Source organism: Dactylosporangium sp. NPDC051541 (assembly GCF_044454505.1).
Classification (GTDB): Bacteria; Actinomycetota; Actinomycetes; order Mycobacteriales; family Micromonosporaceae; genus Dactylosporangium.
In genome coordinates this window covers 359,316-378,829 of record NZ_JBITDU010000008.1, presented here as the reverse complement: position 1 = coordinate 378,829, position 19,514 = coordinate 359,316, and the positions used below count along the sequence as shown (strand labels likewise).

At 72.5% G+C, this 19,514-nt stretch carries 19 protein-coding genes; 10 read left to right on the top strand and 9 right to left on the bottom strand.

Going from position 1 to position 19,514, the window contains the following annotated elements:
• Positions 1 to 9: 9 nt before the first annotated feature.
• Together ACIA8L_RS33495 and ACIA8L_RS33490 are read left to right on the top strand one after the other, a co-directional pair.
• On the top strand, positions 10 to 1,878 hold the full coding sequence (locus tag ACIA8L_RS33495) for a ricin-type beta-trefoil lectin domain protein (protein WP_395910704.1): 1,869 nt from the start codon (positions 10 to 12) through the stop codon (positions 1,876 to 1,878).
• Positions 1,879 to 1,950: 72 nt separating this feature from the next.
• Positions 1,951 to 2,202: a DUF3303 domain-containing protein gene (locus tag ACIA8L_RS33490; RefSeq protein WP_395910943.1), complete on the top strand. Its 252-nt coding sequence runs from the start codon at positions 1,951 to 1,953 to the stop codon at positions 2,200 to 2,202.
• Here the strand turns inward: ACIA8L_RS33490 and ACIA8L_RS33485 are convergent.
• Positions 2,129 to 2,698: a hypothetical protein gene (locus ACIA8L_RS33485; RefSeq protein ID WP_395910703.1), complete on the bottom strand. Its 570-nt coding sequence runs from the start codon at positions 2,696 to 2,698 to the stop codon at positions 2,129 to 2,131. The genes ACIA8L_RS33490 and ACIA8L_RS33485 overlap by 74 nt on opposite strands.
• Before the next feature lie 77 nt (positions 2,699 to 2,775).
• Between ACIA8L_RS33485 and ACIA8L_RS33480 the strand changes: the two genes are divergently transcribed.
• Both ACIA8L_RS33480 and ACIA8L_RS33475 read left to right on the top strand, forming a co-directional pair.
• Positions 2,776 to 4,095, top strand: coding sequence for an ATP-dependent 6-phosphofructokinase (locus ACIA8L_RS33480; RefSeq protein ID WP_395910702.1), 1,320 nt, complete (start codon positions 2,776 to 2,778; stop codon positions 4,093 to 4,095).
• 40 nt (positions 4,096 to 4,135) lie between these two features.
• Complete coding sequence (locus ACIA8L_RS33475) at positions 4,136 to 4,837, top strand: sulfite exporter TauE/SafE family protein (protein ID WP_395910700.1); 702 nt, start codon at positions 4,136 to 4,138, stop codon at positions 4,835 to 4,837.
• A 46-nt stretch (positions 4,838 to 4,883) separates the two neighbouring features.
• Here ACIA8L_RS33475 and ACIA8L_RS33470 read toward each other — a convergent pair whose 3' ends face one another.
• Positions 4,884 to 5,930 (bottom strand): 3-deoxy-7-phosphoheptulonate synthase, encoded by a 1,047-nt coding sequence (locus ACIA8L_RS33470; RefSeq protein WP_395910699.1) that lies wholly within the window; start codon positions 5,928 to 5,930, stop codon positions 4,884 to 4,886.
• A gap of 253 nt (positions 5,931 to 6,183) precedes the next feature.
• Here ACIA8L_RS33470 and ACIA8L_RS33465 point away from each other — a divergent pair, with 253 nt between their 5' ends.
• Positions 6,184 to 6,747, top strand: a complete 564-nt coding sequence (locus ACIA8L_RS33465) for a CBS domain-containing protein (RefSeq protein ID WP_395910697.1) — start codon at positions 6,184 to 6,186, stop codon at positions 6,745 to 6,747.
• Between the two features lie 19 nt (positions 6,748 to 6,766).
• On the top strand, positions 6,767 to 9,004 hold the full coding sequence (locus tag ACIA8L_RS33460) for an Hsp70 family protein (protein WP_395910695.1): 2,238 nt from the start codon (positions 6,767 to 6,769) through the stop codon (positions 9,002 to 9,004).
• Positions 9,005 to 9,061: 57 nt separating this feature from the next.
• Here ACIA8L_RS33460 and ACIA8L_RS33455 read toward each other — a convergent pair whose 3' ends face one another.
• Positions 9,062 to 11,182 (bottom strand): carboxypeptidase regulatory-like domain-containing protein, encoded by a 2,121-nt coding sequence (locus ACIA8L_RS33455; protein WP_395910693.1) that lies wholly within the window; start codon positions 11,180 to 11,182, stop codon positions 9,062 to 9,064.
• A 130-nt stretch (positions 11,183 to 11,312) separates the two neighbouring features.
• Between ACIA8L_RS33455 and ACIA8L_RS33450 the strand changes: the two genes are divergently transcribed.
• Positions 11,313 to 12,140, top strand: coding sequence for a HEAT repeat domain-containing protein (locus tag ACIA8L_RS33450; protein ID WP_395910691.1), 828 nt, complete (start codon positions 11,313 to 11,315; stop codon positions 12,138 to 12,140).
• Here the strand turns inward: ACIA8L_RS33450 and ACIA8L_RS33445 are convergent.
• On the bottom strand, positions 12,090 to 12,977 hold the full coding sequence (locus ACIA8L_RS33445) for a CPBP family intramembrane glutamic endopeptidase (protein ID WP_395910689.1): 888 nt from the start codon (positions 12,975 to 12,977) through the stop codon (positions 12,090 to 12,092). The genes ACIA8L_RS33450 and ACIA8L_RS33445 overlap by 51 nt on opposite strands.
• Before the next feature lie 111 nt (positions 12,978 to 13,088).
• On the opposite strand from ACIA8L_RS33445, the gene ACIA8L_RS33440 reads away from it, so the two are divergent.
• The gene (locus tag ACIA8L_RS33440; RefSeq protein ID WP_395910687.1) at positions 13,089 to 14,222 is read left to right on the top strand and encodes a sensor histidine kinase; all 1,134 of its coding nucleotides are present in this window, start codon (positions 13,089 to 13,091) and stop codon (positions 14,220 to 14,222) included.
• Complete coding sequence (locus tag ACIA8L_RS33435) at positions 14,219 to 14,881, top strand: response regulator (protein WP_395910685.1); 663 nt, start codon at positions 14,219 to 14,221, stop codon at positions 14,879 to 14,881. The genes ACIA8L_RS33440 and ACIA8L_RS33435 overlap by 4 nt, the downstream gene beginning before the upstream one ends.
• Before the next feature lie 13 nt (positions 14,882 to 14,894).
• Here the strand turns inward: ACIA8L_RS33435 and ACIA8L_RS33430 are convergent, their stop codons facing one another.
• The 4 genes from ACIA8L_RS33430 to ACIA8L_RS33415 all read right to left on the bottom strand — a co-directional run bounded on the left by ACIA8L_RS33430 (position 14,895) and on the right by ACIA8L_RS33415 (position 17,871).
• Positions 14,895 to 15,752: a hypothetical protein gene (locus ACIA8L_RS33430; protein ID WP_395910683.1), complete on the bottom strand. Its 858-nt coding sequence runs from the start codon at positions 15,750 to 15,752 to the stop codon at positions 14,895 to 14,897.
• Positions 15,749 to 16,249: a SigE family RNA polymerase sigma factor gene (locus tag ACIA8L_RS33425; protein WP_395910681.1), complete on the bottom strand. Its 501-nt coding sequence runs from the start codon at positions 16,247 to 16,249 to the stop codon at positions 15,749 to 15,751. Before ACIA8L_RS33425 ends, ACIA8L_RS33430 begins: the two co-directional genes overlap by 4 nt.
• A gap of 56 nt (positions 16,250 to 16,305) precedes the next feature.
• Complete coding sequence (locus ACIA8L_RS33420; RefSeq protein WP_395910679.1) at positions 16,306 to 17,211, bottom strand: septum formation family protein; 906 nt, start codon at positions 17,209 to 17,211, stop codon at positions 16,306 to 16,308.
• Between the two features lie 78 nt (positions 17,212 to 17,289).
• Entirely contained in the window at positions 17,290 to 17,871 is a 582-nt protein-coding gene (locus ACIA8L_RS33415) for a hypothetical protein (protein WP_395910677.1), read from the bottom strand.
• 182 nt (positions 17,872 to 18,053) lie between these two features.
• On the opposite strand from ACIA8L_RS33415, the gene ACIA8L_RS33410 reads away from it, so the two are divergent.
• A complete protein-coding gene (locus ACIA8L_RS33410) occupies positions 18,054 to 18,842 on the top strand; it encodes a DUF4184 family protein (RefSeq protein ID WP_395910675.1) in 789 nt (262 codons plus the stop codon).
• A 33-nt stretch (positions 18,843 to 18,875) separates the two neighbouring features.
• Here ACIA8L_RS33410 and ACIA8L_RS33405 read toward each other — a convergent pair whose 3' ends face one another.
• Positions 18,876 to 19,364 carry a hypothetical protein gene (locus tag ACIA8L_RS33405; protein WP_395910673.1) on the bottom strand — a complete coding sequence of 163 codons (489 nt, stop codon included), beginning with the start codon at positions 19,362 to 19,364 and terminating at the stop codon, positions 18,876 to 18,878.
• Positions 19,365 to 19,514: the final 150 nt, after the last annotated feature.

Below are 19,514 nucleotides of genomic sequence, written 5' to 3'. Positions count from 1 at the left end.
AGGCCACACATGCGCATCAAGTTGCGCTACGCGTTCGCCGCGGTTGCCGCGGTGTTGCTCGGCGCTGTCGGTTTCATCGTTGCACCGAACGCACTCGCCGCGGCCGAGACGGTCAACGTCTGGCTCACGACGACAAGTGACGCCGGCGGCCGGAACGTGACGCGCGGACTCGCGCAACAAACCGCCATAAGCTTCTCCGGGGGTACTGCAACCAGCGCGCAAACCATCAACGTCAACGACGCCACGAGATACCAGACGTTCACCGGCGGCGGTGCATCGTTCACCGACACCGCGGCCTGGCTCATGAACAGCTCCGGGGCATTGTCGGCGGGCACGCGCAGTACCGTGATGCAGAAGCTCTTCGATCCGGTCAACGGCATCGGCGTGAGCTTCCTGCGCAACCCGATGGGCGCGTCGGACCTGGCCCGGTCCGGCTACTCCTACGACGACCGGCCCGCGGGCCAGACCGACCCGAGCCTGGCCAACTTCAGCATCGCGCACGACCTCGCGGACGTCCTGCCGCTGACCAAGCAGGCGCAGCAGCTCAACCCGCAGCTGACCACCATGGCCAGCCCCTGGACCGCGCCGGCGTGGATGAAGGACAGCGGCAGCCTCAACGGCGGCTGGCTGCAGGCGCAGTACTACGCCGCCTACGCGCAGTACTTCGTGAAGTACATCCAGGCGTATCAGGCCCAGGGCGTGAAGGTCGACTTCGTGACGCCGCAGAACGAGCCCACCTGCTGCGCCGGCTATCCGTCGATGAGCTGGAACGGCAACGGCCTCGACTTCTTCGTCGCCTCCAACCTGCTGCCGGCGCTCCACGCGGCCGGGCTGTCGACCAAGGTGCTCGTGCACGACTGGAACTGGGACGTGTACGACGCCTACGCCGCCCAGTCGGTGAACGACGCGGCGATCCGCAACGACCCGCTCTTCGGTGGCATCGCCTGGCACGGTTACGGCGGCGACGTGAACAAGCAGACGTCCGTGCACAATCAGTACCCGGCGGTCGACGCGTACAGCACCGAGCACTCCGGCGGCACCTGGATCGGCAACCAGCAGCAGGAGGACATGCTCAACCTGATCGACTACGGCCGCAACTGGTCCAAGTCGTTCACCAAGTGGAGCCTCGCCGTCGACCAGAACATGGGCCCGCACAACGGCGGCTGCGGCACCTGCACCGGCCTCATCACCGTCCACAATGGTGACTCGCGGTCGGGCCAGGTCGACTACACCGTCGAGTACTACACGATGGGCCACCTGACGAAGTTCGTGAAGCCCGGCGCGTGGCGGGTCGACTCGACCGCCAACGCGTCGGTGCCGAACATCGCGTATCTGAACCCGGACGGGACGCGCGCGCTGATCGCGTACAACAACACCGGGTCCGCGCAGCCGGTGACCGTCAACTGGGGCGGCCAGCACTTCACGTACAGCCTGCCCACGAAGACGTCGGCCACGTTCACCTGGAAGTCCGGGGTGTCCGGCGGTGGCGGCGGCGGTGCGCGGACCGGTCAGATCACCGGCCTCGGCGGCAAGTGCGTCGACGTGGCCGGCGCGAACACCGCGAACGGTACGGCTGTGCAGATGTACACGTGCAATGGATCGAGTGCGCAGCAGTGGACGGTCGGGACGGACGGGACCGTTCGCGCACTGGGCAAATGTCTGGATGTGACCGGAGCGAACGCCGCTGACGGCACGAAGGTGCAGCTTTACGACTGCAACGGCTCGGCCGCGCAGACCTGGACGGCCAACGCCGACGGGACGCTGCGTTCACTGGGCAAGTGCCTGGACGTGTCGGACAACTCGACGGCCGACGGTGCGCGTTTGCAGATCTGGACGTGCTTCGCGGGCGCCAACCAACGCTGGAGCCTGCCCGCGTAAAGACGTCCGGGTCCCGGGCGGCACCGGTGGGGTGGCCGCCCGGGACCCGGATTATGTTGAGCCGTGCTCTTCATGGTGATCGAACGCTTCAAGAACGGCGAACCGCGGCCGGTGTACTCCCGCGCCCGCGAACAGGGCCGCCTGCTCCCCGACGGCCTCCGATACGTCGACAGCTGGGTCGCCGCCGACTTCGCCCGCTGCTACCAGCTCATGGAGTGCGACGACCTGACGCTCCTGATGCGCTGGGTGGCTAGCTGGAGCGACCTGGTCGACTTCGAGATCGTTCCGGTCGTCCCGTCCGCGCAGGCGTCGCCGCTGCTCTGAGCTTCCGCCAGGCCGGCCACTCGAGGTGCAGCTCGCCCCCGACCGCCAGCTCCGACCACGCGCCCTGAGCCCGGTGCAGCGCGGCCGCGGCCGTGCGCAGCTGCTCGACGGTGATCGGCATGAACGGCTCCCGGGCGTGGAACCGCGGCAGCTCCCCGTCCGGCGCATGGGCCGCCCGCTCGCACAGCCCGCCGATGAGCTCGGCCCGCTGCAGCAGCTCCCGATGCTCCCGGATCATGTCCTTGGAGCGCTCCCCGGCGTGCGGCGGCCGCCGCCCGGACTCGTGCCGCATGCTGCGGAACACCACGCCACCGGCGATGGCCCCCCAGATCCCGTCGGACAGCCCGAGGGCGTCCTCGACCGTGTAGTGCACCAGGTCGTGCGGCGTCTCAGCACTCGCCGGCCCGGAGTCGAGCCGATACACGACCCCGTCGTCCCGCTCGATCCGCACGTGGGCCCGTTGGTGGTCGGGGAACCGAATGAACGTCACCCGCATGCCTCCAGCGTGGCGCCGGTACCGCCGCGGCTCAACCGATTAACCGGGCTGAAACGACGCTGCCGGAGCATGGACGCATGGTCGACGAACGCGCGCAGCTCGAGGTGGCCACGCTCGGCTCGTGCCGGGTCGACTCGCCGCTCTCGGCGCTGCTGCGGCGGCAGGGCACCACGCAGCACTACGTGGACGAGGCCGATCGGGTGCTGCTCGACGACACGGTGGCGCTGGTCGCGGCCCGGGGAGTACCGATCAAGGAGCTTCCTGGCTTTGAGCCCGGAGGGCCGCGGTCCAGAATCTACTTCGATCCGTCGAAGACCCGGGTCGGGATCGTCACGTGCGGCGGGCTCTGTCCGGGTCTCAACGACGTGATCCGGGCCCTCGTGCTGGAGCTCACCAACCATTACGGGGTGCGGCGCATCTTCGGGTTCCGCAACGGATACCAGGGAATGATCGCGCGGTACGGGCGGCCGGTCCTGGATCTCAACCCGGACGTGGTCGCGGGGATCAACGAGTACGGCGGGACGATCCTGGGCGCCTCACGCGGCAACCAGGACCCGGGCGAGATCGTCGACTGCCTGGAGCAGCTGAGCGTCAACGTGCTGTTCGTGATCGGCGGCGACGGCTCCATGCGCGGCGCGCTGCGCATCGCCGAGACCGTGGCCGAGCGTGGCCTGCGCATCGCCGTCGTCGGGGTGCCTAAGACGATCGACAACGACATCCCGTACATCGAGCGCTCCTTCGGCTTCCAGACCGCCTTCGGCAAGGCGACCGAGGCGATCCGGGCCGCGCACGTGGAGGCGACGGCGTTCCCGAACGGCATCGGGCTGGTGCAGCTCATGGGCCGGCACTCGGGCTTCATCGCCTGTTACGCGGCCCTCGCCAACAACGACGCCGACTACGTGCTCATCCCGGAGGTGCCGTTCGCGCTCGACGGGCCGGACGGGTTCCTGGAGCACCTGCGCCGGCGGGTCGTGGACCGCGGGCACGCGATGGTGGTCGTGGCGGAGGGCGCGGGCCAGGAGTACCTGACGGCGACCGGCCGAGACGTGTCGGGCAACGTGCGCCTGGAGGACTTCGGCCGCTATCTGCGCACCCGGATCGCCGAGCACTTCGCCGCCGCGGGCGTCGAGGCCAACCTGAAGTACATCGACCCCAGCTACACGATCCGCAGCGTTCCGGCCGACCCGTACGACAGCGTCTACTGCATCCGCCTCGCCCACGCCGCGGTCCACGCCGCGATGGCCGGCCGCACCGAGATGGTCGTCGGCCGCTGGCGGGGCCGGTTCGTGCACGTGCCGATCGCGCTCGCCATCAGCTCGCGCAACCTCGTCGACCCCGACGGGGACCTGTGGCTGTCCGTCCTCGAGGCGACCGGCCAGCCACCCGTGTTCGCCTGAGCGGTACCTTCTGGGTATCGAACCGTGGCTGACTTTGCTGGTGGCGTCCGGAGCGGCGTTCGGGCTGGCGTTGTTGTCGGCGGTGGCCGGGTTCGGCGGTGGGGTGTTGCTGCTGCCCGTGTTCTCCGCGCTGTTCGGGCTGCGGGTGGCGGTACCGATGCTGACGTTGACGCAGGTGTCGAGCAACGCGTCGCGGATGTGGCTCAACCGGCGGGACCTGCGATGGCCGCTGATCGGGTGGTTCGCCCTGGGCGCGGTGCCGTTCGCGGTCGGCGGCGGGCTGCTGCTGGCCCACGCGCCGCTGGGTGCGCTCAAACGGCTGCTCGGGGCGTTCCTCATCGGTGTGGTCGTCTGGCGGCGCCGCAACCCGCATCCGGCGAAGCCGGCCGATCGCACCTTCGCCGTGGTCGGGGCCGGCTCCGGGCTCGGCTCCGCGCTGCTGGGCTCGACCGGGCCGCTGACCGCGCCGTTCTTCCTGGCCGCCGGGCTGACCCGGGCGGCGTACATCGGCACGGAGGCGGCCAGTGCCCTCACCATGCACCTGTCGAAGATCGCCGCCTACGGGGCCGGCGACCTGCTGACCTCCCGGGTCCTGCTGTTCGGGGCCGCACTGACCCCGGCCACCCTCGCCGGCGCCTGGCTGGGCAAGCGGGTCGTCGGGCGGATCAGCGACCGGGTGTTCGTGCTCCTGGTCGAGATCGGACTCGTCGCGGCCGGGGTCCTGTTCCTGCTCGGCCGATGACGGAGCAGCTCGACGGCGCGCTCGTCGAGCTGCTCCACGGGCCCGGTTACGCGGCCCGGCGGGCGCGCACGGCGGCGGCCAGGTCGTCCAGGAGGGACTCGGTGGTGTCCCAGGACATGCAGGCGTCGGTGACGCTCTGGCCGTAGGTCAGCTCGCCGCCGAGGTCCTGGCGGCCGGCGACCAGGAAGCTCTCCAGCATCACGCCGGCGATGCCGTCCTGGCCGGCGGCCACCTGGCCGGCGACCTCGCGGGCGACGGCGGCCTGGCGGACGTGGTCCTTGCCGCTGTTGCCGTGGCTGGCGTCGACGATGAGCCGGCCGGGCATCTGGGCCTTCTCCAGGCGGGCCAGGGCGTCGGCCACGTCGGCGGGGCCGTGGTTGGGGCCGGTGCGGGCGCCGCGCAGAATGATGTGGCAGTCCGGGTTGCCGGTGGTGGAGACGACGGCGGCGCGGCCGTCCTCGTCGACGCCGAAGAAGACGTGGCGGCTGGCGGCGGTGCGGCAGCCGTCGATCGCGACCTGGACGTCGCCGTCGGTGCCGTTCTTGAACCCGACGGGCATCGACAGGCCCGAGGCGAGCTGGCGGTGGACCTGGCTCTCCGGGGTCCGGGCGCCGATCGCGCCCCAGGAGACAGCGTCGGCGATGTACTGCGGACTCGTCGGCTCCAGGAACTCGCACCCGACGGGCAGGCCGAGGCCGAGCACGTCGAGCAGCAGACGGCGGGCCAGGCGCAGGCCGCGGGGCACGTCGAAGGTCTCGTCGAGCCCCGGGTCGTTGATGAGGCCCTTCCAGCCCACGGTGGTGCGCGGCTTCTCGAAGTACACCCGCATGACTATCGCCAGGTCCGGGGCGAGCCGGGCGGCGACCGGGGCCAGGCGTTGGGCGTAGTCGACGGCGGCCACCGGATCGTGGACCGAGCACGGCCCCACGACCACGAGGAGCCGATCGTCGGCGCCGGACACGATGCGGTGGACGTCGTCCCGGCCGCGCTGCACCACGGCCGCGCGCCCGTCGTCCATCGGCAACTCGGCGGTGAGCTCGCGCGGCGTGAACAGCGGGCGGTAGCCGGTGACGCGAAGGTTGCTGGTTTCCATGCCCGTCTCATTTTCCTTCCGAGGAGGCGGGCCCGTCGAAACCAGCCCGCCGTCTGACACGACAAAGGGCAGAGACTCCGACGTCTCTGCCCTTGCTGGCTCCGGGTGAATTCAGGTCAGCGCATGATGCCGCCGGCTCCACCCGGAGCCACGGTAAAGGCGCGATAACCCAAAAGCACGCGGCAACTGTACCGCATGAAGGCGGGTCTTTCGGCCCTGTGGGCTCGGCGAGTGCCAGGCTTAACGTCAGCTCATGTGGAATATCGCTGATGTCATGACGTTCGGGGCGGTTTCCGTGACCGCGGACACACCGTTCAAGGCGATCGTCGACCTGCTGGAGGCCCACGGCGTGAACGCGGTCCCGGTGGTCGACGCGGCCGACCGGGTCGTCGGCGTGGTGTCATCCGCGGATCTGCTACCGAAACTGGAGGTGGCCGGGACCGACAAGGCCCACGCCACCGCGGCCGCCGAGCTGATGAGCGCCCCGGCCATCACCGTCGTCAGCACGGCGACCCTGCCGAAGGCGGCCCGCATCATGGAGGCGGCCGCGCTCAAACGCCTCCCGGTCGTCGACGACAGCGGCCGCCTGATCGGCATGGTGACCCGCCGCGACCTGTTGAAGGTCTTCCTGCGCAGCGACGAGGAGATCCGCCGCGAGGTCGCCGGCTTGTGCGCCCGGGCCGGCGTCGACGTCGAGGTCGCCGACGGCGTCGTCACGCTGCTGGGCCGGGTCCGGCGGGAGGCCGCGATCCCGTCGTTCGTCCGCCGCGTCGAGCGCGTGGACGGCGTGGTGGACGTCGTCAGCCTGCTGAGCTGACTGTGTGTAAGGTGGGCCGGTGCCCATCGCCCGGTGTCAATTGGGGATCGATTTCGGGTCGTCGACGACCGTCGCGGTCACCCGCGGCCCGGACGGGCGGGTCCGGCCGCTGCTGTTCGACGCGTCGCCGCTGCTGGCCTCGGCCGTGTTCGCCGGGCCCGACGGCACCCTGCTCACCGGGGCCGACGCCGAGCGGGCCGCGATCGCGCACCCGGCCGGCCTGGAGGCCAACCCGAAGCGGTGCATCGACGACAACGCCGTCTGGCTCGGTGACCGTGCGTATCCGGTCGTCGACCTGATCGCCGCCGTCCTCGGCCGGGTCGCGGCCGAGGCCCGCCGGGTCACCGGGGCCGAGCCGGAGCAGACCGTCCTGACCCACCCGGCCGGCTGGGGCGCGGCCCGCCTGGCCGTCCTGGCCGCGGCGGCCGACCGGGCCGGGCTCGGCCCGGTGACGTTCGTCCCGGAGCCGGTCGCGGCGGCCAGCTACTTCGCCGGCGTGCTCGGCCGCACTATCCCGCCCGACCGCGCCCTGCTGGTCTACGACCTCGGCGCCGGCACGTTCGACGTGAGCGCTGTGCGGGCCACCGCGGACGGCTACCGGATCGTCGGCTCGGCCGGCCTGACCGACGTCGGCGGCCTCGACCTCGACGCCGCCGTGGTCGCCGCCGCGCGGACCCTCACCGCCGGCGCGTCCGACGCGTGGCCGCGCCTTGACCGGCCCCGGACCGTCGCCGACCAGCAGGCCCGGCACACGCTGTGGCGGGGCGCGCGGGCGGTGAAGGAGCAGCTGTCCCGGCATCCGGCGGCCGACCTGCACGTGCCCCTCGCCGAGGCCGACGTGCGGGTCGTGCGCGACGAGTTCGAGGCGATGGCCGCCCCGTTCCTGCACAGCACGGTCGGCTGCACCCAGACGTTCCTGCGCGAGTGCGGGCTGACCCCGGCCGACCTCGCCGCGGTGTTCCTGGTCGGCGGCTCCACCCGCATTCCCCTGGCCGCCACGCTGCTGCACCGGGCGCTCGGGATCGCTCCGACGGTCCTCGACCAGCCGGAGCTCGTGGTCGCCGAAGGAAGCCTGCACGGCCTCGCCGTGCCGGAAGCCCCAGCCGCGCCTTCGCCGGCCGCGCCTTCCCCAGTTCCAGCCCCAGCCCCGGCCCCGGCGGTTGTGCCCATGCCCGCCCCGCCTCCGCGGCGGCGCAATCCGCGGCCGTTCGTCGCGGCCGGGGCCGCGGCGGCCGTCGCCGTGGCCGCGGGGATCGTCATCTACGCCAACGCCTCCGCGTCCGACCCGGGAGCGCGCAGCCCGTCACCCGGAGCGTCCACGCCCACCTCGGCGTCCGCGTCCGCGCCCGGTTCCAAGGCGCCGTCGGCGGCCGCGCCCGGCGGGACGGTCCTCGCCGGACACACCGACATCGTCTCCGGAGTGGCGTTCAGCCCGGACAGCAAGACCCTGGCCACCTCCAGCAACGACGGCACGGTCAGGCTGTGGGACGTCGGCGCACCGGAGCAGGCGCAGTACACCCTCGCCGGGCACGGTGACTCCGTCCTGGCCGTCGCGTTCAACCCGAAGACCGACACCCTGGGCACGGGCAGCGGCGACGGTACCGCCCGCATCTGGGACCTCAACGTGAACCAGTCCGCCCACACGCTGACCGGGCACGAGCTCGCCGTGTGGAGTGTCGCGTTCAGCCGTGACGGCAAGACGTTCGCGACCGGCGGGAACGAGGGCTCGATCCGGCTCTGGAACGCCGCCGACGGCAAATTCCTGCGCGCTCTCACCGGCCACGACGGCCCGGTACAGGCCCTGGCGTTCAGCGGTGCCGGCAACACCCTCGCCAGCGGCGGCGACGACGGCACGGTCCGCCTGTGGTCGGTGGCCGACGGCAAGCAGCTCAAGCAGGTCGACGACGGCTGGTCGGTGAGCGGCGTCGCGTTCAGCCCCGACGGCCGGCATCTGGCGACGGTCGACGAGAACGGCACGTTCCGGCTGCGTGACGGCACCACGGCCGCCGAGCTGCACAAGCTGCCGTCGGCTCAGGATGTCAACGCCTACTCGGTCGCCTTCAGCCCCGACGGCAAGCTCCTGGCGATGGGGACGAGCGCGGGCCCGGTGACCCTGTATGACGTGGCCGCCTGGAAGTCCGCGAAGACGTTCCCCGGCCCGAAGGAGAGCGTCCGCTCGGTGGCGTTCAGCCCGGACGGGAAGTTCCTGGCGGCCGGCTCCGTCGACAGCCGCGCCTGGCTGTGGCCGCTGTCCTGAGCCGCGCCGCTCGGCAACGGCCGGGGCCCGCCGCCGCGGACCCCGGCCGTGGAGGTGTCACGGCAGGGTGATGGTCACCGTCAGCGTCAGGTCCCGGCGCACCTGGAACACCTGAGCGTGGGCGAAGTCGGCACCGCCGACCCAGCCGCTGCGGCCGTCCGCGGTGGACCAGTGCAGCCGGACCCGCTGCGGTGCCACGTTCGGAATGGTGAACGTGGCCGGTGGCTGGGGGTCCGGCGAGTACAGGCCGCCGAAGAACTGCACCGGCTCCCCGGTGGCCGCGCTGTACGCGGTCACCATCGCGTCGGCCGGCTGGCCACCCGCGGTGCGGATCGTGCCCGTCAGCTTGCCGCCGTTGGCCGCCATCTTGGCGTCGGCCCGGACCGTCTGGCCGGCCGTCACCTGGACCTTGGTGGCGTACTGCCGGTCGACCGTGTTGCCCGACCAGCGCCACTCGCGGTCCCCGCGGGCGTACTCCACCGGCCACTGGTACGGGCCGACACCCTTGATGGTGTAGACGCCGTCCGCGTCGGTGAAGGCCGGGCAGTCGCCGGAGCCGTTGAACGTCGAGGGCAGCGCGGCCACCCAGACACAGCTGTACGGCAGCGGGGCGCCGCCGGCCACGTCGGTGACCTTGCCCTGGATCGTGCCGCCCGGGTCGAACCGCACAACCGGCAGGTTCAGCACATCACCGGCCGCCACGGTGAACTGCGCGGCCGCGTCGCGGTCGCCGGTGCCGCCGGCCGCGCCGACCCACTGCAGGCCCAGCGCCGGGTCACGCGGCTGCGCGAACACCTGGTAGGTCCCGGGCTCGAGCGGGCCGAGCAGCGCCTTGCCGGTGACCGGGTTCGCCTGCCAGTCCGAGCAGTAGCCGTACGGCGAGGAGCTGAACGCGCCCCCGACCCGCGCCGCCTGGACGCAGCCGTCGGTGGCCGCCCCGCCGGACCGCTTGACCATCGTCGCGTTGACGGCGGCGCCGAGGCGCAGCCCGACGTCGATGCCGGCCGTCTGCCCGGCCGCGACCGTGACCGGAACGCTCGGGACGCTGAAGTGCCGCCGGTCGTCGATCTGGACCTCCAGGTTGTACGCCCCCACGAACACGTCGTTGAGGACGACCTCGGTCCCGTCGGTGCAGCCGCCGACCCACGTGAGGATCGTGTAGGAGGCGCAGAACCCGGACAGTGCCGCGCCGGTCGTGGCGTCGTGCGCGACGACGCGGATCTTGCCCTTCGGCAGGAACACCTCGTCCACGGTGGTCACCTGGCCGTCGCGGACCGGGATGCGGGCGGCGGCGTTGGGGTCGAGCGTGCGGTGCGCGAACTGCTGCACCCCGGTGGAGCCGTAGAACCCGACGGTGTAGTCGTCCAGCAGCAGGTTGTCGACGCGGTACCGGCCATCGGCGTCGGTCGTCGCGTTGCCGTAGAAGGACCGGCTGTCCTGGATCACCGCCAGGTTGGTCCCGGCGGCCGGCGAACCGTCGGCGTTCGTGAGCCGCCCGGCGATCGAGCCGGTCGGCAGCACCGTCTCCTGCAATTGCACGGTCTGGCCGGCGACGACCTGGATCGCCGAGGCCGTCTCGAAGCTCTTCGCCCCGCCGTTCCACTGGTAGAAGGCGTCACGCACCCGGAACTGGAGCTTGTAGGCCCCGACCGGCAGCTCGATCCGGAAGGCCCCGCCGGACACGCCCTTGGAGTCCACGTAGGCCTGGCCGGGCATCGTGTAGGCGGTGACGGTGCCGGTAGAGGGGGTGCCGTCCCGGTTGAGCAGACTCCCGGTGATGACCCCGGTCGGCAGCAGCTGCTCGTTGACGACGACCGCCGCGCCGGCACCCACGGTGACGGTGTCGGCCTCGCCGAACCCGGTCTTCTGGTGCGCCCACTGGGTGAACCCACCGGGGGACGCCCGGAAGCTCATCACATAGTCAGCGGCGGTGACGCCGGTCATCGTGTAGGAGCCGGCGGCGTCGGTGGTGGCCGAGGCCGTCGCGCTCATGTCGCGCGTCTGGGCCCAGACGAAGGCGCCGGCGGCGGGGAGGCCGGCGGCATCGGTGAGGTGGCCGGAGATGGTGCCCGTGCCGGCCGCGGCGAGTGTGGGGCCGGCCGGGACCAGTGCCACGGCGGCGATCATGACCGTCAGTGCTGCGAGCAGCAGCGGACGGCGCGGGGCATGCTGTCGCATGTGCGCTCCTGGGCGAGGGTGGTGTACCGCCCGCACATGATGACGGAAATCGGCGCCGCCGTGGGGGCACCCGCCATCGACGGTACAGCGGCGGCGGTAAGCTCCTGGTCATGGCGATGGACGAGGGCCGGTGACGGACGCCGACCGGGACGGCCTGCGCGCCGGTGACCTGGAGACGCGCGAGGCCCACCTGTATGACCTGCTGGACCGGGCCCGCCGCTTCGGCGACCCGTCAGCGGTCGCGGCGCTGCAGGCGCTCGTCCGCGACTACCCGCAGTATCACCGTTCGCTGTACACCCGGGCCATGAACCAGGCCGACGTCATCGCCGCCCACACACCGGCTGACGTGCTGCGGGAGCCGCTGCTGGACGCGCTGGCCGACACCCGCTACAACTGCCAGGCCTGGGCCGCGATGGGCTGCGCGGCGCTCGGTGTGCGCGAGGCGATACCCGAGCTTGTGTACCTTTTGGACAGTCCGCAGTGGATGATCGTGGACGAGTCCGTGAAGGCGCTCGGTCGTCTGGGTGACGCGTCGGTGGTACCGCGGCTGGGTCCGCTGCTCGCCGACGACGTGGACTGGGTGCGCCAGCGGGCCGCGGACGCCCTGGCCGAGATCGGCGGCCCGGAGGCGCTCGAGGCCCTGTGGCACGAGTTCGAGCACCGCCGGTTTGCCCGCATCGGCCACATCGCCAGCGCCCTGGCCGCGTTCACCCCGGACGTCATCCCGCGCCTGACCGCCGCGGCCGACGACCCGGACCCGAATCGCCGCTACTGGGCCGCGGTCGCCCTCGGCTCGACCGGCGACGAACGGGTCGCCCCGGTGCTGGAGCGCCTCCAGGCCGAGGACCGCGGCGCGACGGTCTTCGACGGCGAGGTCCGGGTCGCGGCGAAGAAGGCACTGCGCACGCTACGCCGGATTCAAGCCGCCGTCGCCGCCCGCGCCCAGGACCCGGCCTGACCGCTCGGTCCCCTTGCGCGGCGGCCGGAGTCGCCGGAGCAGTTCGGCGACGACCGCCAGGACGATCCAGCCGGCCGCGGTGAACAGGCCGAGCCGGGTCTGGTCGGCGCCGTGGAACAGCCCGCTGGCGTAGCCGCCGCCGACCGCGTTGTTGGTGGCGTGGAGCAGCATCGCGATGAGGACGCTCTCCCGGCCCAGGTGAAACACCGACGCCAGGACGACGCTGGCGGCCACGATCACGAGGACGTCCGGCCACAGGATGCCGCCGGTGAGGAACAGCGGCAGGTGCCATCCGGCCCACAGGGCGCCGAGCAGCAGCGGACCGCCCAGTGGACCGAAGCGGTGCTCGAGCGGCCGCAGGGAGTACCCACGGAAGCCCGGCTCTTCCCACGCGCCGCCGATGCCGGGAATGAGCAGTACCACCAAAGCTGTCGTTGGTATTTGCACCCAAGCGGCCAGGGCCGCCGTCTCCGGTCGGGCCGCCCCGCCGGCCAGGTTGAGGCCGATCGCCGCTCCGCTCACCAGCAGCGGCGCGCCGACCGCGGCGACGTAGGCCCGGATCGGCACCCGCCAGCGGACCATGGCGCCCAGCAGCCGGCGTACGCCGGGGCGGCCCTCGGTCGCGCCCAGGACGATGAGGGCGGCCAGGAACGGTCCGAAGCCGGCCTGCGCCGCGGGCAGCCAGCCGTGGGTGTACAGCGGCGCCGGCCACCAGGCGAGGCAGCAGGACAGCACGAAGAACGTGAGCAGCGGGCGGCGCCGGACCAGCCGCATGATCGGGTTGGCGCTGGTGACCGGCTGCGGCCCGGCGGCCTCTTTGGTGCCGATTGGGTTCATGGCGCGAGTGTGGCGCGGCGGCGAGGGTGCCGGCCTCGGCCCGCAGCACGGAATGCTTCTCGGTCTCGGGACCGATGCGCGCCCCGGGCCGGCGGGCCTACTGTCCCGCGTATGACCGCCGCGACGCACCCCCGGCCCGGGGACCTGCTGCTGACGACGGCCGTGCTCACGGCCGCGCTGATCGTGCACGGCAGCGGCTACGACGCGGTGGCCACGAACCGGGCACCGGACGTGTTGTCCTTGCTCTGCACAATTGCGGCGGTGGTACCGCTGGTGCTGCGCCGGATTCGCCCGTTCGCCGTGTTCGTCGCCTGCTGGCCGGGCCTGCTCGCGCTGATGGCGCTGCACTACTCCGTCGGTGCCGCGGTGCTGGGCGTCGAAGTCGGGTTCTACACAGTCGTCGCGTGGGGTTCGGCCGCGCGGGCCCGCCGGGCCGGTCTCGTCCTGCTGGCCGGCCTCGGCGCGACGGTCGCGCTGCGGCCGGTCGACCTGAGCCTCGAAGGGATCGCGGTCAACTGCGCGGTCCTGCTCGGCGGCTGGGTCCTCGGCACCGGCGTCCGCCAGCGCCGCGAACGCCACGTCGAGGACCTGGCCCGGGCCCAGGCCCAGGCGGAGGCCGAGGAGCGCCTGCGCATCACGCGCGAGCTGCACGACGTGCTCGGGCACGCGTTGAGCGTGATGGTGGTCCAGGCCGGCGTGGCCGAGCACCTCATGGACAGCCGGCCCGACCAGGCCCGCCAGGCCGTCGCCGCGATCGCCGAGACCGGCCGCGGCTCGCTGGCCGAGATGCGGCGCATGCTGACCGTCCTGCGGATGGGCGACCCCGGCGACCCCTTCGACACCGAACCGGCGCCGCGGCTGACCCAGCTGCCGCGCCTCGTGGAGCGGGTCGAGCGGGCCGGCCTGCCGGTGACCCTGACCGTGGTGGGGGAGACGGACTCGCTGCCGGAGGGCGTGGAGCTGGCCGCCTACCGGATCGTGCAGGAGGCCCTGACGAACTGCCTCAAACACGCCCGGGCGGCCCGCGCCGAGGTGCGCCTGACCCGCACGGCGGAGGCGGTGGAGATCGAGGTGACCGACGACGGCGTCGGACCGGTGCGGCGCGACGGCCCCGGCGGGCAGGGCCTGACGGGCATGCGCGAGCGGGTGGCGATGTACCGGGGGACGCTGGAGACGGGCGGCGCCGGCGGCGGCGGCTTCCGGGTCCGCGCCGTCCTGCCCATGGACACGCGGGTGCGCTCGTGACCCGGCCGGTGCGGGTCGTCGTCGCCGACGACCAGGCGTTGGTGCGCAACGGCTTCGCGATGATCCTGGACTCCTACGACGACATCGAGGTCGTCGGCCAGGCCGCCAACGGCGTCGAGGCCCTGACCTTGTGCCGGGCCCGGCACCCGGACGTCGTGCTCATGGACATCCGGATGCCGGACATGAACGGCATCGAGGCCACCCGCCACCTGACCGCCGCCCCGGACACCACCGGCGTGCGGGTCCTGGTCCTGACGACGTTCGACACCGACGAGCACGTCTACGCGGCGCTGCGGGCGGGGGCGAGCGGCTTCCTGCTGAAGGACATCGCCCCGGCCGACCTGGCCGGCGCCGTCCACGTCGTGGCGGCCGGCGACGCCCTGCTGGCCCCGTCCGTCACCCGCCGCCTGATCGACCAGTTCACCCACCCGACCCCCGCGTCCCCCGCCGCCGTCGCCGCGCTGTCCGGCCTGACCCAGCGCGAGACGGACGTGCTGGCGGCGGTCGCCCGGGGCCTGTCCAACGCCGAGATAGCCGCCGCCCTGTACGTCAGCTACTCGACGGTGAAGACCCACGTGAGCAGCCTCCTGGCCAAACTCGGCGCGCGCGACCGCGCCCAGCTCGTGATGATCGCCTACCAGTCCGGCCTGGCCCGATAGCTCATGGGTGCGGTCACGTCCAGGCCATGGCCCGCAGCATCGCGTCGAACTCGGACTTCCCGACCGCTGTGTCGGGCACGTCCAGGGTGAAGCGCACGGACTGAGCGTCGGAGGACCACCAGCCGGCGGCCGGCCCGCCGACACGGTCGTACACGTCGATCCGGTGACCGTTGATCTCCAGGGTGTGGTCCGGCGCCTCGGCCCGGCCGTCCGGCTCCGGCTGCCAGCGGACCGCCAGCAACCGCAGGTTCGGACCGCCGGCGCGGGTGAACCGGAGCGCGAGGGTGGCATTGCCGGAGCCGAGCCACGACGGCGACCCCTCGCTCCACCCGCCGGCCGGGAGGTCCGGCAGATCCGCGTCGGAGAAGACGAACGGCTGCCCCCACGGACTGCGCCCGTCGACCAGGAGCCGGGTGCCGACGGCCTGCGGCAGCTCGAACGTCCGGGCCGCCACCTTGGTGTCATCGGTACAGGCGGTGTACGCGCCGTCCAGCGACATCGTGATCTTGTCGTCGGTGACCACCAGATCGTCGCGCTCGGGGTCCCGTTCGACGCACTTGCCGAGCTGCGGCACCGCATACACCGTGATCCGGGTGCCGGCCCGGTCGATCCGCGCGCCGAGCCACGGCACGCCCGCCCCCGCCGCCGGCCCCTTGGACGCCGCCGGCTGCGGCGACACGGCCGCCGGATCGGTTCGCGCGAACGCGAATCCGGCCACGATCACCAGGACGACGGCCGCCGCGGCCCCCCAGCCGGCCCGGCGGCGGCGCCGCACCCGGCGCCGGATCGCGGCGTGCGGCGCCGGCAGCAGCGCCGGCGGCACCGTGGCCACCGCCCGATCGAACAGGTCGATGACCTCCTCGTCGCTCATCGGTCCACTCCCTCGCTCAACAGTGCCCGCAGCTGCGGGTCGTGGCGCAACGCCGCCAGGGCGCGCGATGTGTGTGACTTGACCGTGCCGAGCCGCACTCCCAGGACCCGGGCCGTGTCAGCCTCGGTGAAGTCGCCGTGGAACCGCAGCATGAGCACCGCCCGCTGCTGCCGCGGCAGCAGCGACAGCGCGCCGGCGAGCAGGTGGCGCAGCTCGACCCCCTCGAGGTCGCGCCCGTCCGCGGCCCGCTCCGGCAGATGTTCCGTGGGCAGCTCCCCCCGCCACCGCCGCCGCCACCAGCTCAGATACGTGCTGGCGAGCATGGCCCGCAGATACGCGTCGGGCGCGCCGTCCCTGATCCGTGGCCAGCGGCCGTACGCCCGGGCCAGCACCGTCTGGACCAGGTCCTCCGCCCGGTGCCAGTCGTTCGTGAGCAGCCACGCCGACCGCAGCAGCCGCGGCCACGCCGCGCCGACGTACGCCTCAAAATCCTCCACCGGTCACCTCCCTGGCCGATCAACAACGCCGGCCCGGGAAATGGTTGTCACGGTGTTCAGGTCGGCAGTGCTCGTGAGCCGAGCCCGCGCAGGCTGGCGTGGACCTTGCGCGCGTACGGCACGGCCGCATAGCAGCGCTGGACGTGGTCGCCGGACTGCCACCGGTTCTCGCTCATGCCCTCGAAGGTCACCGCGATGTCCGCCCGCCGCATCGCCCGGGCCCGGCTCAGCCCGAGGAACTTCGCCGTCGGGCCCCAGCAGGCGTCGATCATCAGGTCCGCGAGTTCGTCGGCGGCGGGCAGCGTGGCCCCCGGCACGGTGACGGTCCCGGTGTACTCGGCGCCGTGCGGCTGCCCGCAGTCGATGGGCCGCATCTCGGCCAGGCTGCGGTACCAGCCGTCGGCATCGGCCTCGCCCACCACCTCGAGGCAGCGCATCGCCGCCGGGGCCGCCCCGGCCAGCGAGTCCTTCAGCGTGCCGGTCCGGAAGATCATCGTGCTGTAGGCGTTCGCGCTGCCGTAGACCGTGCACACGGTCGTACGCCGCCCGGCACTCCAGTCCGACTGGGTGGGCTCCTGCACGTCGATGCCGAGCAGCCCGTCGTGCCAGTCCCCGCCGACGTAGGCGTTGACGGCCTGCCCGCAGGCGGCATACGCGGCCCGGTATTCGGCACTCCCCGTCGCCGGCGGCGCGGCACCGTCAGCGGCGGCGCCGATGAGCACCACCTCGAGCGCGTGGGACTGCTCGCAGGCGATCGGGGTGGCACGGTAGAACCGGGGGTCGAACGGCCGCCGGGCGGCGCTCTTGAGACACTGCCCGACCGCGAGCGGTGCCTCGGACGGCGAGGGCGACACCGACGGCGACGGCGACGCGGCCGGCGGCGGGGCGCTCGCGGTGTCGGCCCGGCAGGCGGCCAGCCCGAACGCGAGCACGGCCACCCCGAGGACCGCGAACTTCCCCATGATCGTCAGAGTAGCGGGGGACCCGTCGCCTGCGGGGGCGTTACGTCGTGACGGGTTCCCGCGTTGCGTGGTGCTGGTTCATGTCGGGTGTGGGCTCGCTGTGGTTGTCGTGGTGACGGCGGCGGCGAATGCTGCGGGGTCGGCGCAGGGGCTGCGGACCGCCGTGTCGTGCACGGCTCGCAGGGCCGGGTCGTCGCTGGCCGCGTCCCAGGCTCGGCCGCCGGCGAGCTGGGTATAGCGGATTGCGTTCCAGAACGCCGGTTCGTGCAAGACGACGTGGCCGTTGCGGCGCATGACCAGGACCTGGCCGGCGTAGTCCCGGTCGCCGGCGTCCCGGCCGGTGATGACCAGGATTCGCGGGCCGGTTTGGCCGGGAATGGGGGGAAGAGCGATGTCGCACACGATTGCGGGGGCCGACAGCGGCGCTGACCCCGGGTTGGCGCGATAGCCGCTGGACATCCCGTCGCAGCTGTCGGCGAGGGCATCACACACCAGTTTGGCGGAGTCGGGTGTGCGCTCGGCGGCGAGCGCCGCGACTTGCCGCAGGGTCGCCGCGGCGTCGTCCGCGCTGACCGATGCCTCGTCGGGTCGCGAGGACGGTGATCCGCCGCAGGCCGCCAGCAGGGGCACCAACACGGCAAGCGGTACCAATCGACGCACGTTCCAAAGGTACGCGGTGCTGTCCAGCGGTGACCGCGACGGCCGGAGGTCCGCACAACCGTGATCCCGGCCGTACGGTCTCGCGCGAAGCGCGGGGTGGGAGCGCCTGGACACCGCGCGCCGATGCGAACGAACAGCGCCGACGCGTGGTCCCGGCCAGGTGTGCCGCTACAGTCGCCGTCATGCCGGCCACGTTCCCGTCGCACGCCGCCGCCGTCCTGCCGCTGAAGCTGTGGCGTCCGGACCTGTTCGACGGCGTGGCGCTGGTGATCGGGGCCGCGGCTCCGGATCTGCCGTACGCCGCCGGCGGATGCCGGCCGCCGTACACATACGGACACACCTGGTGGGGTGCGCTCCTTTCCGTACCGGCCACCGTTGCGGCCGCCCGGCTCGTACGTTCGGCGGCGCCCACCGTCGCGGCGCACCTACCGGCCCTGGGCCCATTCGCCGCCCGCGACTACGGCGCACTCGGCGGCGTCCGGCACCCATGGTGGATCACCGCCGGATCAGCGCTGCTCGGGGCGGCCAGCCACATCGCGTGGGACCATGTCACACACGCCCGCGTGCCCGGCACCCGGGTCGGGCTGTCCGGGCTGAGCCGCGAGGTCCGGCCCGGAGTGCCGTGGTGGATGCCGCTGCACCTGGCCTCCAGCGCCGCCGGCGCGGCGGGCTGGGTGGCCCTGTCGGCCCGAATCGGCCAACGTCGCCGAATCCGGGCCTGGCACGGCCCGGCGCCCGCGGTACCACCGCGGCCGGCACAGTTCTGGGGCACGGCCGCTGCCGCCGCCGTGACCGCTACCGCCGCCGCGGTGCTCGCGCCGGCCACCCGCGAGCGGATCGTGCCGTTCCTGCCACCGCTGCCTCGCCCGGCGGTCCTCTCGGCCCGGCTGCTCGGCGTCACCGCCGCCGCCCTGCTCACCGCGACGGCCGTACACCGCGCATCAGCACGCCCACGCCGAAGCCACCCATAGCCGGCAACAGCCGTTTTCTTGACAGTCCCGTATTTATGCGATCCTGGGCCACCGATTGCGGTGCGGTTTGCCGTCGATGTCGACGTATGTCACTTCGGCGTAGGTCTCAGCGAGTAGGTGCCTGTTGTCGAACGGCATTTGCACCTGCCGGGTCCAGCTGCGCGCGCCGCCGCCGGCCAGCACGGGCGTGACCAGGGTCAGCTTCGGTGAGGGCTCGTCGAGGATGCCGCTGCTATGTAAACGCCGCACGGGGCAAGGGAAGACCCAGCGAACGTCGATGTGGTCGATGGGTAGCCGCCCAGGGTTGTTGACTGTGATTTCGTACGTCCAACGGGCGTTGCCGTCGGTCCACGGGCGGTGCGGTGCTTCGATGGGATGCCAGGTCACCACTACACCGTCGTACGAAATGCGGCGCTCGTAACGGGCCTGGCGGTTGAGTAACCACAACTGGGCGCCGGTAAAGACTAGACCGATGCCGGCGATGGCGGCGGAGCCGGCGGCGAGACGATCAGCGAGCGTCACTACAGATGTGTACCAGCCAGAGTCCGCCGGCACCAGAATCTTGCGCGGGCATCGGGAGCGTACTGAGCCCGCTCGCGTGTACCCGATGATCGGCCGCGGTCGCTGATCGGATGCGCGGTCATAGCCGCGGCGTGAGTACTGGCTCATCGT

Bases quoted from the DNA above. Each gene is read 5' to 3' on its own strand.
- ACIA8L_RS33470 (WP_395910699.1), bottom strand. From the start codon at position 5,930: ATGGAAACCAGCAACCTTCGCGTCACCGGCTACCGCCCGCTGTTCACG.
- ACIA8L_RS33465 (WP_395910697.1), top strand. From the start codon at position 6,184: ATGTGGAATATCGCTGATGTCATGACGTTCGGGGCGGTTTCCGTGACC.
- ACIA8L_RS33445 (WP_395910689.1), bottom strand. From the start codon at position 12,977: ATGAACCCAATCGGCACCAAAGAGGCCGCCGGGCCGCAGCCGGTCACC.
- ACIA8L_RS33410 (WP_395910675.1), top strand. From the start codon at position 18,054: ATGCCGGCCACGTTCCCGTCGCACGCCGCCGCCGTCCTGCCGCTGAAG.
- ACIA8L_RS33430 (WP_395910683.1), bottom strand. From the start codon at position 15,752: ATGAGCGACGAGGAGGTCATCGACCTGTTCGATCGGGCGGTGGCCACG.
- ACIA8L_RS33495 (WP_395910704.1), top strand. From the start codon at position 10: ATGCGCATCAAGTTGCGCTACGCGTTCGCCGCGGTTGCCGCGGTGTTG.
- ACIA8L_RS33490 (WP_395910943.1), top strand. From the start codon at position 1,951: ATGGTGATCGAACGCTTCAAGAACGGCGAACCGCGGCCGGTGTACTCC.
- ACIA8L_RS33440 (WP_395910687.1), top strand. From the start codon at position 13,089: ATGACCGCCGCGACGCACCCCCGGCCCGGGGACCTGCTGCTGACGACG.
- ACIA8L_RS33455 (WP_395910693.1), bottom strand. From the start codon at position 11,182: ATGCGACAGCATGCCCCGCGCCGTCCGCTGCTGCTCGCAGCACTGACG.
- ACIA8L_RS33485 (WP_395910703.1), bottom strand. From the start codon at position 2,698: ATGCGGGTGACGTTCATTCGGTTCCCCGACCACCAACGGGCCCACGTG.
- ACIA8L_RS33420 (WP_395910679.1), bottom strand. From the start codon at position 17,211: ATGGGGAAGTTCGCGGTCCTCGGGGTGGCCGTGCTCGCGTTCGGGCTG.
- ACIA8L_RS33480 (WP_395910702.1), top strand. From the start codon at position 2,776: ATGGTCGACGAACGCGCGCAGCTCGAGGTGGCCACGCTCGGCTCGTGC.